The sequence below is a fragment of the Acinetobacter sp. NPDC052428 genome (assembly GCF_044547685.1).
GTDB lineage: Bacteria > Pseudomonadota > Gammaproteobacteria > Pseudomonadales > Moraxellaceae > Acinetobacter > Acinetobacter lwoffii_G.
The window spans coordinates 212,497-225,703 of sequence record NZ_JBIUAT010000002.1; the positions used below are offsets into that span (position 1 = coordinate 212,497).

11 protein-coding genes and 1 pseudogene (1 of these 12 cut by a window edge) are annotated in these 13,207 nt (G+C 44.6%); 6 read left to right on the plus strand and 6 right to left on the minus strand.

Features of this window, described 5'->3' with window-relative positions; all coding sequences use genetic code 11:
* Positions 1–15 precede the first annotated feature (15 nt).
* Complete coding sequence (locus ACIG3F_RS02760; RefSeq protein WP_396469304.1) at positions 16–834, plus strand: NAD(P)H-binding protein; 819 nt, start codon at positions 16–18, stop codon at positions 832–834.
* A gap of 220 nt (positions 835–1,054) precedes the next feature.
* On the opposite strand, the gene plsB is transcribed toward ACIG3F_RS02760, so the two are convergent.
* Entirely contained in the window at positions 1,055–3,622 is a 2,568-nt protein-coding gene (plsB, locus tag ACIG3F_RS02765; protein ID WP_396469306.1) for a glycerol-3-phosphate 1-O-acyltransferase PlsB, read from the minus strand.
* A 282-nt stretch (positions 3,623–3,904) separates the two neighbouring features.
* On the opposite strand from plsB, the gene ACIG3F_RS02770 reads away from it, so the two are divergent.
* Together ACIG3F_RS02770 and ACIG3F_RS02775 are read left to right on the plus strand one after the other, a co-directional pair.
* Entirely contained in the window at positions 3,905–4,777 is an 873-nt protein-coding gene (locus ACIG3F_RS02770) for an acyl-CoA thioesterase (protein ID WP_396469308.1), read from the plus strand.
* A gap of 174 nt (positions 4,778–4,951) precedes the next feature.
* On the plus strand, positions 4,952–6,199 hold the full coding sequence (locus tag ACIG3F_RS02775) for a dicarboxylate/amino acid:cation symporter (protein WP_396469310.1): 1,248 nt from the start codon (positions 4,952–4,954) through the stop codon (positions 6,197–6,199).
* 279 nt (positions 6,200–6,478) lie between these two features.
* Here ACIG3F_RS02775 and yihA read toward each other — a convergent pair.
* The 5 genes and pseudogenes from yihA to ACIG3F_RS02800 form a co-directional block, all read right to left on the minus strand.
* Positions 6,479–7,255 (minus strand): annotated as a pseudogene (gene yihA / locus ACIG3F_RS02780) (ribosome biogenesis GTP-binding protein YihA/YsxC); the annotation flags it as partial.
* Between the two features lie 105 nt (positions 7,256–7,360).
* Positions 7,361–7,801 carry an RrF2 family transcriptional regulator gene (locus tag ACIG3F_RS02785; RefSeq protein ID WP_396469312.1) on the minus strand — a complete coding sequence of 147 codons (441 nt, stop codon included), beginning with the start codon at positions 7,799–7,801 and terminating at the stop codon, positions 7,361–7,363.
* Positions 7,802–7,898: 97 nt separating this feature from the next.
* Complete coding sequence (locus tag ACIG3F_RS02790) at positions 7,899–8,660, minus strand: globin domain-containing protein (protein ID WP_396469314.1); 762 nt, start codon at positions 8,658–8,660, stop codon at positions 7,899–7,901.
* Positions 8,661–8,812: 152 nt separating this feature from the next.
* Positions 8,813–10,363, minus strand: a complete 1,551-nt coding sequence (locus ACIG3F_RS02795) for a helicase HerA-like domain-containing protein (RefSeq protein ID WP_396469316.1) — start codon at positions 10,361–10,363, stop codon at positions 8,813–8,815.
* An 18-nt stretch (positions 10,364–10,381) separates the two neighbouring features.
* Positions 10,382–11,584, minus strand: coding sequence for a PLP-dependent transferase (locus tag ACIG3F_RS02800; protein WP_396469318.1), 1,203 nt, complete (start codon positions 11,582–11,584; stop codon positions 10,382–10,384).
* A 163-nt stretch (positions 11,585–11,747) separates the two neighbouring features.
* On the opposite strand from ACIG3F_RS02800, the gene ACIG3F_RS02805 reads away from it, so the two are divergent.
* From ACIG3F_RS02805 to rplC, 3 genes are all read left to right on the plus strand, one after another.
* Complete coding sequence (locus ACIG3F_RS02805; RefSeq protein ID WP_396469320.1) at positions 11,748–12,482, plus strand: type 1 glutamine amidotransferase; 735 nt, start codon at positions 11,748–11,750, stop codon at positions 12,480–12,482.
* A 272-nt stretch (positions 12,483–12,754) separates the two neighbouring features.
* Positions 12,755–13,066, plus strand: a complete 312-nt coding sequence (gene rpsJ / locus ACIG3F_RS02810; RefSeq protein ID WP_000070912.1) for a 30S ribosomal protein S10 — start codon at positions 12,755–12,757, stop codon at positions 13,064–13,066.
* Between the two features lie 93 nt (positions 13,067–13,159).
* Positions 13,160–13,207, plus strand: partial view of a 50S ribosomal protein L3 gene (gene rplC / locus ACIG3F_RS02815; RefSeq protein WP_396469362.1) — the beginning only. Its footprint extends 519 nt past the window's final position; 48 of the gene's 567 nt are visible here — the first part of the coding sequence; it begins with the start codon at positions 13,160–13,162; its stop codon lies beyond the right edge, outside the window.

Sequence of the window (13,207 nt, forward strand, 5' to 3'; positions counted from 1 at the left end):
GTGATTCGGTGCTCAATGCATATTTTATTTATCGGTTATGGTAAAACATCCCGACGTGTGGCTAAACAACTATTTGAGCAAGGTCATCAAATTAGCACAATTAGCCAGAGTCCCAAAACAGATTCATTCGCAACTCATCTGATTCAGGATGTGCATCAGCTGGATTTAACTGCAGTTGCACCGATTGACTGGGTCTATGTATTACTTAGTCCCAAACAAAGTACGGTTGAAGGCTATCAGCAAACTTATCTGGATTCGGTTCAACCTATTGTGGCTGCCTTGAAACAGCATCCGGTGAAACGGATTGTAGTAGTTTCATCGACACGAGTGTATGGACAAAATTCCGGTGAAATCGTAGATGACGAAACTGAAATTCACCCGAATGATACTCAGGGCAAAATCTTGCAGCAGATGGAGCAGGCTTATTTCACTGCTTATCCTGAGCAATGTACCATCATTCGTCCGAGCGGCATTTACGGTACTTCAGTAATACGCCTGCAGAAAATGGCCGCCTCGATGACGAGTTATCCTAATCTGCACTGGTCCAACCGGATTCATATTGAAGATTTATCACGTTTCTTATCACAGATGATTCACGTGGAACATCCTGAAAAGTCATATATTGTGACCGACAACCAGCCGAAATTAATGCATGAAATATTGCAATGGTTCCAACAGCAGCTAGGACTTTCTTTGCTGCAAGTAGAAAGCGAGGAGGTCACGGGTAAAAAGCTTTATGCGACCCGAATGCAGAAAATGGGATTTGAGTTAGAGCATCCAGATTGTTATAAGGATTATTTGGAGTTAATGGAAAGAATAAATTCTGTAGATTGAGGTTCTTCCTCCCTTTGGGAGGAGGTTAGGAGGAGGGCTTTTTCAAACTACCTCTCCCTAACCCTCACTTGCGCTTCGTTTTAAAAGCCGTGCTTTAAAACTTACTCAGGAGAGGGAATATTCCTATTTAAATAACGGCATTAGCTTCCCAATTTTCACTTCTTATAAATTCTAAAATAAAAAAGAGAGGCCTTAGCCTCTCTTGGTATTTAATTTAAATTTACTTCTTCTTCCGCTTCGCGCGTTTCTTGGCTTGTTCAGCCGCAACTGCATCCAAAGCTTCTTTCAGTTCTTCATCCGTAAAATCGGTGATGTGATGTAGCATCTGCAACTTCACTTCATCCAGTACTAGATCCGCATATTGCGCTACATTGGTCAGCTGTTCATCAAAAACAATCGCATTGTCTTCATTGGTACATAGATAACCTTTTTGGGTTAGGACTTTAATGAAGCTTTGGAACAGGGCTTTATCGAAAAACTCAGGCGAATTGAACTCGTACAGCACAGACAGGCGCTGCCCCACCAGATAACTGAGTTCTTCCACCTGACGGGTCGAGATATTGCCTGAACCACGCTGGGTAATCAGGGCCAAAGTCATGTAATAACGTTCCAGACTTTGGGTCACTGGGGCAGCCAGAACTTCGAGCTGATGATGCGCTTCAGTATTTGGTGCAGGGGCAATCAGGTTTTCACCATCTTGTGTAATCAGTTTTGAGGCAATTAAGCTATCAATATGCGCATTCACCTGACCCTGAATTTCCTCTTCCTGCCATTTTAAAAACAGCTCTGCTTTTAGGAATGGGTACAGGGTGCTGCTGATGTTGACGACATCATCACGGCGAATCGTTCCATTGTGTTCAGCCAGTGCTGCAATCAATGACGGAAGCACAAAGGAATGCACGATATTGTTACGGAAATAAGTCAGCAAAACTGCCTGATTATCTTCAATGGCAATGATATCGCCCAGCACATGTTTTACCCGCTTGATCAGTTTCAGCTTCATTGCATAGGCAATAATTTCTTTGCCTGAAAGCGGTGTAACTTCCATCCGTTCATCATAAGGTAATGCCGCCAGCAGGGTACGATAAGTATCCAGCTGCTTGATACAGATTTCTTCATCCAGCGTATGTTTCGGTGTCGCCAACAGGATCAACGATAATAGCGATACCGGATTGATCACCACTGCACGGTTGATATTTTCCAGAATCGCTTGCGCAGAGCTGTTTACTGCATCAGAAACTGCTTGTGGAATTGGATCATCGTTCTTTTCAATTTTAATATTTTCTGCGCCATGCTGTTTCAGGATGTCATCCAGAAATACCGGCTCACCAAAATTCAGATGCACTTTACCGAAAATGCGTTCAATTTTGCGCAGGGTTTTGACAATACCAAAAATAGATTCGGCTTCTTTCGGCTTGCCGCTCATCTCACCGACATAAGTGCCGCCTTCCATCAGGCGTTCATAACCGATATAGGTCGGTACAAAGACAATTGGTTTGGCTTTGCCGCGTAAATGACCATGCACGGTCATCGCCAGCATCCCGGTTTTTGGGGGTAGCAAACGACCAGTACGTGAACGACCACCTTCGATAAAGTATTCCAGTGGGGTATTGCGTGATAGAACGCTATATAAATATTCTTTAAAGACTGTGGTATAGAGCGCATTGCCACGGAAAGTACGGCGGATAAAGAAGGCACCGCCACCACGTAAAATCTGACCCACAAAAGGCATGTTCAGGTTATCGCCCGCAGCGATATACGGCACCATCAAGCCACGACGATAGATCACATAAGACAATAACAAATAGTCGATGTGACTGCGGTGACATGGGGTATAGACAATCTCATAATCTTTGGCCAGTTCACGCACGGTACTGAAATTATGTACTTCTACGCCGTCATAGAGTTGCGTCCATAAGCGGGTCAGAGCTTTATCGGCAAAACGTACAGTCGAATGAGAATAATCGGAAACGATTTCGTTCAGATAACCAATGGCACGACGTTCAGATTCCAGCATCGAGATTTTGCTACGAATACTGTCATTGCGAATCGCTGCTTGCACATCTGGTGACTTAATCAGGCCATGCATGACATTACGGCGGTCGGACAGATCCGGCCCGAGAATGACTTCACGCTGACCATCCAGATAATCATTTAAAGTGCTGACAATATAGGTTGCCGGTGCTGAATTTGGATGTGTCTCTTTGGCAAAGTTAATCAAGGCACGTAAAGACTGCGGTTCATGAAACTCTAAATAAGACTGGCGACCATGTAGGCCGATATTGACCAGTTGCTTGACCCGGCTTGGTGTAGACCAGGTGTCGGTAAATAAAAGTTTAAACCAGGAATCTTCTTTCTCAGGTTCACGTCCCCAAAGTACTGTTACCGGTACCAGTTCGACATCCAGTTCAGGATGTTGCTCCAGAATTTCAATCAGGCGTAACAGGCGCGGCGGGAAAGCATGCGGTGGTGAGCTCAGCAAATTATTTTCATCATGATGCTGTAAAAACAACAACGATGCTTTTTCCTTGTTGTTCCCGAGTTGCATTGGATCAAGTGCAGCCGGTAATTTTAAGCGGCGCGTTTCTGCATCGACCACCAGTGCATTACTACGCGAATGGTTCTGTAAAACGTAGCAGACCAGTTTTTGCGATTCTGTTACAGTCTGATCAGATTCAGGCGCTGTCACTTCACTTGGTACTTCCCCAAGAACATGAGGGGTAACCACAAGATCAAGTAACTTACTTGAAAGCTTGCGATACATTTGACCAAAGCCATTCTTGGACATAGCTGCTCCTAATTTTACTGACCAAAACCACAGGACTTCTGAGGGGATTTATTTTGCGGGTTTTTAAGATGAAAAAATATATCTTTTTTAACAACTTCAACAGAAGTGCTTCAATTTTAGCGTGAAAGCAGATGCTTTTCCTAGTCACTTATGACATCAGTATGACAGAACAGTCATGCAAACTTTAGAGTTTCGCTCTGATTTTGTGGCAGAATATTCCAGATCAATTATTTAAATCCTTTTTTCCATTTTGGGATATCTCCAATATTAGATAGGTTGCTTATGAATGCCTTAACACAGGAACTGGTCGAGCTGCTCAGCTTAGAAAAGTTAGAAGAAAACATTTTCCGGGGAATCAGCCGGAATCTGGTGGGCAAGCGCGTGTTCGGTGGGCAGGTTTTAGGGCAGGCGCTACGCGCCGCGTCTTATACCACAGACCGTCCGGCACATTCATTACATGCCTATTTTCTGTTTGGTGGGGATGTCAATGCACCAATTATTTATGAAGTGGATCGTATCCGTGATGGCAAGAGCTTTGTCAGCCGTCAGGTGCGCGCCATTCAGCATGGCCGTACCATTTTCATGTGTATGGTGTCTTTCGCGCATCAGGAAGAAGGGCTAAATTACCAGATTTCAGAGCCTGAATATCCACCGGCAGAAAGTCTGAAAAATGAAGCGGAACTGATCAAGCAGATTATTGAGTTTATTCCGGAAAATGTCCGTGCATCTTTCACTCGTGATCGTCATGTGGAAATTCGCCCGGTCAATCCGCAAAATCCATTCCAGCCTCAACCTGAAGCACCGTCTTATGCGCACTATATCCGTACGCATGACCGTATTCCTGCAGAAGTCGATCAGATCTCCTTGCATCAGGCTATTGCTGCTTTTTATTCAGACTTTACCTTGATGACCACGGCGCTGCGTCCGCATGGTCTAAGCTATATTTCGCCGAGTCTGCAATGTGCCAGTATTGACCATGCCATGTACTTCCATAAACCGTTCCGTGCAGATGAATGGATGCTTTACGATATGGATGCTACCCAAAGTGCCAGTTCACGCGGTCTAAATTTTGGCCGGATGTGGCAAAATGGCGAGCTGGTCTGCAGTACCTCTCAGGAAGGTTTGATCCGCTTACGTGAAATTGAAACACAATAGTTTTTATTCTTGCCCAAAAAGCCGAATCCCAGATTCGGTTTTTTGTTTTTAGGCCGGATGAAAATGGCCAGTCGATGTCATTTCCTTACGCCGCGTTTATAAAATATTACTCGATTCTATGGAGTCCGCATGGCATAGTGCGGCTTAAGATCAATATTAAAAATGCATGAAAAGATGAGCTTAAATACGCAAATTTTAATTGCCGCCGTATTGGGGGTGCTGTTTGGATTTCTACTGACGATATTTCCGCAGACCTCATTTTTTGATATCAGCTTATATGGCATCGGCATCGTCAGCAGCATTTTTATTGGCTTGTTAAAAATGCTGTTAGTACCACTGATTTTTAGCTCGATTGTCGTCGGTGTATCCAATCTGCAGGCGGGTGGACAACTGAGCCGAACCTGGAAAATCACCCTGATGTGCTGTGTGACAACCACTTCATTGGCGCTCATTTTAGGTCTGGCGTGTGCGCATCTGTTTAATGTGGGTAAAGGCGTCGATGTACTGATGTTCCAGGATGCCATGGCGCAACATCAAACGCCGGATACCCTCACGCCTTCATCTTTCTTTACCAATTTTATTCAAAATACCTTAATCAATCCGTTTAAAGCATTTTCGGATGGCAATGTCTTGGCGGTGGTGGTCTTTGCGCTATTTGTTGGTGTGGCACTGGTCGCAGGTGGAGATAAATTTCGTACCGTGCGCAAGCTGAGTCACCAGTTTTTCGAGATCATGATGTTAATGATTGGCTGGGTGATGAAACTGGCGCCGCTCGGTATTTTTGCCTTATTGGCCAAATTAATTGCCACTGAGGATGTGTCGGTTCTTAGTCGTCTGGCTGAATTCGCGGCGGTAGTCACAGGCACGACGATTTTTCATGGCATCGTGGTTTTGCCTTTATTGCTGTGGATTTTCGGCAAGATGGATCCAGTCACGTTCTTTAAAGGCACACGTGCTGCCTTGATTACTGCCTTTGCCACCAGTTCCAGTTCGGCCACCATGCCCTTGTCGATGAAATGTGCGCAGGAAAATTTAGGGGTACGTCCACATACCGCAGGCTTTGTAATTCCACTCGGTACACAGTTGAATATGGATGGTACGGCGCTGTATGAAGCGGCAGCAGCATTATTTATTGCCAATTTAATGGGGTTGGATCTGAGCCTGGGGCAGCAGCTGGTGGTCTGTGCGACTGCGATGATTGCATCCTTAGGTGCACCGGGAATTCCGAGTGCCGGTATGGTGACCATGATTATGGTCTTGCAATCGGTCGGTTTGCCTGCCGAGGCGATTGCCATTCTTTTACCGATCGACCGTTTACTGGATACCGTGCGTACAGTGGTGAATGTTCAAGGGGATATGATGATCAGTGTCGTGGTAGACCGGCATACGCGTGAACCAGATCCACAAGTTGCGGACAGTTAAAACAGTCAAAAGACAAATAAAAAAAGCAGGTATTTGACCTGCTTTTTTTATAAGATGAGTTTTAATAAATCAAGAACAATCTCAGACCATTCCAATGATATGGTCTTAATCCGCTGAATGCTTATTCTGATTCAATTCATCTGCCGCTTTAAGCTCGGATTGATCCTGATCAAGCAATTCAAGTGGTTCTTCAGCTTCATTTAAAGCATGTGTTGATACTTCAGCAGCATGCTCAGAATTAGCTTCACTAAGTTCAAGTTCTTCAAGCGGTTCATCGGATTCATTCAAATCATGCGCTGATGCTTCCGGAATACTGTCCAGATCATATTCAGAAGCTTGATCTAAGGTAAAGTTCAAACGTCCACCCATGACACTGGCCAGTTCTTCTAAACCTTGTTTGTTCATGGAGGAGAATAGTTGAATCGAGAAATCCAGCTTCATCTTTTTCAATGCCGCTTTGACTTCCTGCAAGGCTTTGGATGCAGGACCACGGTTTAGTTTGTCAGATTTGGTCAATAACACATGCACGAACAACTGGCGAGAATAAGCCCATTCCAGCATCATCACATCAAAGTGTTGCAGGGGATGACGGATATCCATCAGCAATACCAGACCTTGCAAGCTCTGGCGATGAATCAGGTAATTTTCCAGTTCTTTTTGCCAGACCAGTTTCATTTTTTCAGGCACAGCCGCATAACCATAACCGGGTAAGTCGACCAGACGCTGATCCGGATTACCCAGACTGAAAAAGTTGATCATCTGGGTGCGGCCAGGTTTTTTGGATGCACGTGCCAGCTGTTTCTGGTTAGTCAGGGCATTAATCGCACTAGACTTACCTGCATTCGAGCGGCCGGCAAAAGCAATTTCATAGCCAGTATCTTCTACACATAGACTGAGTTTGGGTGCACTCATTAAAAATTCGGCTTTGCGTAGCCAGTTGAGTGCGCGCACAGAATATTCAGTAATGGCAGAATCAACTTTTTTCTCATAGCTGATCTTTTGCTTAGGCGCATGGGCTGTCTTACTGTTTTTGGATTTTCCTCTGCTGTGGTGCATAACTCAACTTCAATAAATGATCTACAATGAAACATTATAAAGGAAGTCGCACAGGCAAGCGAACTTTGCCGCAAGAATAAGTCACAAGACCTGACCCGGAAGACTTTAAAGATTAACTAGGCCGATCGGAGAATTTCTACTGAAACGCGCATTTCGTGGCCTAATCACATCTTTAAGCACATATTGGTCCAGACTGCTATAAAACTGTTCCACCGCATCATCTAGAATGCCTTTTAAACCACAGGTTGGACGTAATACGCAGGGTGGGCTATTGCATTCCACTACATTGCTGTCGCGTTGCAGAATCCGCACAATCTGTCCCAGTTGAAGGTTCAGGCTTGCCGGATTTAAACGTATGCCGCCACCTTTACCGCGTGTGGTGATCAGCCAGTCCTGTTTCGCCATAAAGTGCACGATTTTCATGGCATGATTTTGTGAAACCTGCAAGCGCTCGGCAAGCTCTGCAATGGTATAAGGGAGATCACGTGGCTGTGCGACATACATCAGAATCCGAAGCGCATAGTCAGTGAATTTATTGAGTTGCATAAGGTCAACAGCTAGAAAATGAAAAAGTTGAATATGAAAAGCTCCACGAATGGAGCTTTTAATCAGAATCTGAAGCTAGTCTAAACCGTTTTTGCAATTAAAGCTTGAGCGGGGCAGACACTTCGACCACATCACCAACTTTGTAGTGGTCGATCAGGGTCTGTGCAACCGAGAATGCGGTTGGATTTTCTTCCGCTTTCACAGTAATTTGATATTGCTCGTTTTGAGCCTGCTCAAAGCTAAACTGTTGTGGTTGACGAATGTGCTGTTCAGGCACCTGTACACGTACTGAAATATGTTCACCCGCTTCAGCACTTGCAATCGCTGCACCATCTTTAGCTTTAAGCGTAAAGATTTTACCTGCATCGGTATCATTGACTGCTGCCACTTCAAATTCGCGCCAGCCCGCCCAGCCACCATTTTCAGAAGCTAGAGTGGCATATTTAGATTTTTCCACACCAATCAAAATATCTGCCAGTTGCATATACGCTTCTTTCCACGCTGCGATCAGGTCTGAGTCCATGGGTACATCTAAAACTTCGCTGATCGAGTGCAACAGGTTCTCACCGACAATCGCATATTGATCCGGCTGAATATCCAGGCTGACATGTTTAGTGGTAATACGTTCGATGGCTTTGGCCAAAACGCCCGGATTGGTGATGTTCTCGGCATAGGCCAAGACTGCTGCAGCCAGGGCACGTGGTTGACGACCGGTACTTTGATGATCCATGTTGAAGGTGTTTTTCAACTCAGGATGGTTGTTCAGCATGCGGTTATAGAAATATGTGGTAAGTGCTACGCCGTTTTCACGTAAAACAGGAACAGTCGCTTGTACAAGTTCGATATGTTGTGGAGTCATGAGAGCCGTCTACAGGTTTTTTTAAAAGATGTATTTAAATTACATCTTTTAAAATGGCTTTACAATAGCACATAGTCATAAAACCATAAAAAAATTATGGGATATGAAAATATCCCATAAAAAATGCGATGATGATCGGAAAAGGAGAGGGATTATTTTCGGCCAAACAGCGAACCCAGTAAGCCGCGCACAATTTTCTGCCCAGTACTCCCGCCCAGGCTGCGGGCAGCACTTTTGGCAAAGGTACCGACAATATCCTGAGTCAGTTTTTCTCGTTGCTTGGCTGCGCGTTCAGCTTCTCTTTGCTGTTCACGTGCCAGACGTTCCTGTTCTTTAATTTGCTGCTTGGCGAGTGCTTCCTGTTCTTTGCTTTGCTGTTTGACAATTTCGGCGGCCTGAGCCTGTTGCTGGCGTTCTGCGACCTTGTTTTGCAGCATTTCGTGGGCACTGTCCCGATCGACTGGCTGCTCATAAATACCGGCGACAATACTTTGAGTCATGAGTGCTTTATGTTCATCTAAACTGATAGGGCTAAATGAAGAGTACGGCGGCATGACCCAGCCACGTTCTACAATTTGTGGAATGCCTTTTTCATCCAGGCAGCTAATTAGGGCTTCACCGACAGCAAGTTCGGTAATCACCTGATCGACTTTAAATTCAGGATTGGCTCGGAAAGTCTCTGCTGCGGTTTTCACTGCTTTTTGATCTTTGGGAGTGAAAGCCCGCAAAGCATGTTGAACCCGATTGCCGAGCTGGCCTAAGACACTTTCAGGCAAGTCCAACGGATTTTGCGTGACAAAATAAATCCCCACGCCTTTAGAACGAATCAGACGCACCACCTGCTCAATCTTATCCTGTAGGGCAGGGCTGGCATTATTAAATAGTAAATGCGCTTCATCAAAGAAGAACACCAGTTTGGGTTTATCCAGATCGCCGACTTCGGGAAGCTGTTCAAACAGCTCGGAGAGCATCCAGAGCAAGAAAGTGGCATATAGCTTAGGCATGTTCATCAGCTTGTCAGCCGCCAATAGGTTGATATTGCCATGACCCTGACTATCCGTTTGCAAAAAGTCCATCAGATCCAGCGCCGGCTCGCCAAAAAACTGATCACCGCCTTGGTCAGCCAGTGCCAATAAGTTGCGTTGAATAGCACCGAGACTGGCGGGAGATAAATTGCCATATTCAGCCTTAAAGTCAGCCGCATGCTCAGAGACATAACTCAGCATGGCTTTCAGGTCTTTAAAGTCGATCAGTAATAAACCCTGATCATCGGCAATCCGAAACACGGCAGATAAAACGCCTTCCTGGGTGTCATTCAGATTCAGCATTTGCGCTAGCAGCAGTGGGCCAATTTCAGAAATGGTAGTGCGAATCGGATGGCCCTGTTCGCCAAATAAATCCCAAAACACCACCGGTGAGGCTGCAAAAGGAATGGACTCGATATTGAGACTTTTAATCCGTTCATCAAACTGGGGGCTGCTTTCACCTGCTTTGGCCAGGCTGGACACATCGCCTTTGGCATCGGCAAGGAAAACGGGTACACCAATTCGAGAAAAGCTCTCCGCCAATACTTTTAAGGTCACAGTCTTTCCGGTACCAGTGGCACCTGCAATCAAGCCATGTCGATTGGCAAGTTGGGAGTGCAGCACGATATCCTGCGTGGTATCCGTAGTTTTTTTAGCAATAACAATTGGTGTACCCATAGCTGTTCCTGTTATTTATTATTCATTTTTAAGTTTTTTCATTTGTTCTAGTGCATGCTGAATATCTTGAATCAAATCTTCCGGATGTTCCAGTCCAATACAGAAGCGAACCAGCAAGCCGTCTTTTAAGTGTGAATGTTCCAGCACGCGCATGTCTTTTAAATTATATAGCATGACCAGACTGACAGGACCACCCCAACTAAAGCCAAGTTTAAACAGTTTTAAGCTATCGCAGAAATTCCGGATATCTTGCATTACGTATGTGCTGTCAAAGATCACGCTGACCAGGCCGGCACTTTCATCTTGTTTGCAAATCTCTTTCCAGTACTGATGGCCTGCACTGTCCGGATCTGCAGGATGCAGCACCTGTACAAACTCGGTTTGCTGTTTAAGCCATGTCATTAATGTCAGCGCACTTTTCGACTGGTGTTCATAGCGAAGTTGCATCGAAGCCAGACTGCGTTGTACCTGTGCCACATCATCACCAGAAACACTAATGCCCTGAATGGCATGCGCACGGAACAGTTTGTGATGCAGGGTCTTATCTCGCGTAACCACTGATCCCATCAGGATATCCCCCCCGCCGCTTGGATATTTGGTCAGTGCATGTACCGTCATATCTACACTTAAATGCTCTTCACCAAAATCAAAGGCATTAAAAGCCAGACCTGCGCCCCAGGTATTATCCAGTGCCGTCAGAATATGATGTGCCTGGGCTTTTTTCACCAAACCAACCAGATCCGGAAACTCTAAGGTGACTGAGCCAGCAGCCTCGAGCCAGATCAGTTTGGCTTTATCTGTAGGCTGAAACGTATCAAGCTCTATGGGATTGTAGACTTTAACCGTAATTCCATAACGCTTTTCCATATTGCGTAAATGCTCCATGTTTGGACCATAGATATTGTCAGCCACCCAAACCTCATCGCCCTGGCTTAAAAAGCAAGAATTCACGAGATTAATCGCGGATAAACCACTCGGTGCGAGCAGGTGATATAAACCACCTTCGAGTTGTGCGATGTTATCGCCCAGCGTAAAGGTCGTAGGCGTGCCATGCGTGCCATAACTATAATCATAGTCATCGGTCCAATGGCGATTAAACAGGGCATCGGTATTGTTAAAGATAATGGTCGATGCACGATAGAGGGGAGGTTGAATGGTAGAAATCGCTTGAGGAGCCTTTCGTGGTGCATGAATCAGGCGAGTTTGAGAGTCTTGTTTCACGTGAATGCGCTCAAATGTAATCAAATATTACTCTAGCTTAAGAGAATCTGTGACTCACTGCCAGTTACGTTGTGAATTGTTTAAAAACAACAAGTCTTATAAAAAGTTGGCTTCATTTTTGCAAAACCTAAATCTATATAGCTAAAAAAATAGGTTGAGGAGCATGAAGTCGCATTTAAAAGTGCATTATTTTCAGCATATTGCTGGTGAAGGTTTTGGTAGTTGTTATGAATTTTTAAAGCAGCATCAGGCGCACATTACCGCGACTGAATTTTTTGCTTTACCCGTGGATCGACCTTTGGAGATCGAGGCGCTGCCTGCAGTGGAAGAGGTGGATTTGCTGATCATTATGGGGGGTACTATGAGTGTGAATGATGAAGCGAATTTCCCTTGGTTAAAAATAGAAAAACGCTGGTTGCGTCGCTATCTTTCGCATGGCAAACCGGCAATTGGCCTGTGTCTGGGAGGGCAGTTGATTGCAAATGCTTTGGGTGCAGGTGTTAGTCGCAATCCAGAACAAGAATTGGGGTGGACCACGGTGCACAGAGTGGCGAATCTACCAGAGACGTGTTTTAGCTTGCCGGAGCAGTTCAATATTCTGCAATGGCATAATGAAACATTTGAATTGCCTAAAGGTGCAGTCCATCTGGCAGAAAATGAGGCCTGTCGTAATCAGATGTATCAGTTAGGCAGAAATGTATTGGGCTTCCAGTTTCATCCGGAAATTACCCCAGAAACGCTAGAATTGTTTTTGGAAAATGAAGAAGAGCTTGCACAATTTTCAGGAAAATATGTGCAAAATTTATTTGAATTAAAAAAAACTACGAAGCAAAAATTTATTGAAGGAAATCAGATATTAAATCGTGCTATAGAATATGTTTTGGCAAAAACCGCCTAATATTTAAACAATAAACTATTGTTTTAAGTCATAAATTGAAAACTTGGATAAAACCATAAAAGAGATTTGCTTATGCATTAAACAATGGCTATAATAAGCGACCCTTCAATAGGAAGGGGGTTAACTGCGAATAAAGTAGTTAACTATCGTTACAGTCGTGGCATCGATCATGACCTTAGTGATATTTCACTGCTCTTGACACTTGCCCACATAAAGTGGGGTGAGATGCGTCAAGAGTGATTCTTTATATATTTGGCTTGGAGTTTACTGGTATGTCTAACCAGAGAATTCGTATCCGTCTTAAGTCTTTTGATCATCGCCTGATTGATCAATCAGCTCAAGAAATCGTAGAAACCGCAAAACGTACTGGCGCACAAGTGTGTGGTCCAATTCCAATGCCAACACGCATTGAACGTTTTAACGTTTTAACATCACCACACGTAAACAAAGACGCGCGTGACCAGTACGAAATTCGTACTTACAAGCGTTTGATCGACATCGTTCAACCTACAGACAAAACTGTAGATGCATTGATGAAGTTAGATCTTGCAGCTGGTGTTGATGTTCAGATCGCATTGGGTTAAGGCTTTCGGGTTAATTAACACTCTAAGTTAATTAGTCCGCTTTTTTAGAGGTTTATGCACATGGCTATTGGTTTAGTCGGTCGCAAGTGCTGAATTACACGAATCTTTACAGATACTCGTGTATCTGAGACTGTTACAGTG

What these genes read in the sequence shown, in the direction of transcription:
- ACIG3F_RS02795 (WP_396469316.1), bottom strand. Translation starts at nt 10,363, where the DNA reads ATGGGTACACCAATTGTTATTGCTAAAAAAACTACGGATACCACGCAG.
- ACIG3F_RS02775 (WP_396469310.1), top strand. Translation starts at nt 4,952, where the DNA reads ATGAGCTTAAATACGCAAATTTTAATTGCCGCCGTATTGGGGGTGCTG.
- ACIG3F_RS02770 (WP_396469308.1), top strand. Translation starts at nt 3,905, where the DNA reads ATGAATGCCTTAACACAGGAACTGGTCGAGCTGCTCAGCTTAGAAAAG.
- ACIG3F_RS02760 (WP_396469304.1), top strand. Translation starts at nt 16, where the DNA reads ATGCATATTTTATTTATCGGTTATGGTAAAACATCCCGACGTGTGGCT.
- rpsJ (WP_000070912.1), top strand. Translation starts at nt 12,755, where the DNA reads ATGTCTAACCAGAGAATTCGTATCCGTCTTAAGTCTTTTGATCATCGC.
- ACIG3F_RS02790 (WP_396469314.1), bottom strand. Translation starts at nt 8,660, where the DNA reads ATGACTCCACAACATATCGAACTTGTACAAGCGACTGTTCCTGTTTTA.
- ACIG3F_RS02785 (WP_396469312.1), bottom strand. Translation starts at nt 7,801, where the DNA reads ATGCAACTCAATAAATTCACTGACTATGCGCTTCGGATTCTGATGTAT.
- plsB (WP_396469306.1), bottom strand. Translation starts at nt 3,622, where the DNA reads ATGTCCAAGAATGGCTTTGGTCAAATGTATCGCAAGCTTTCAAGTAAG.
- ACIG3F_RS02805 (WP_396469320.1), top strand. Translation starts at nt 11,748, where the DNA reads ATGAAGTCGCATTTAAAAGTGCATTATTTTCAGCATATTGCTGGTGAA.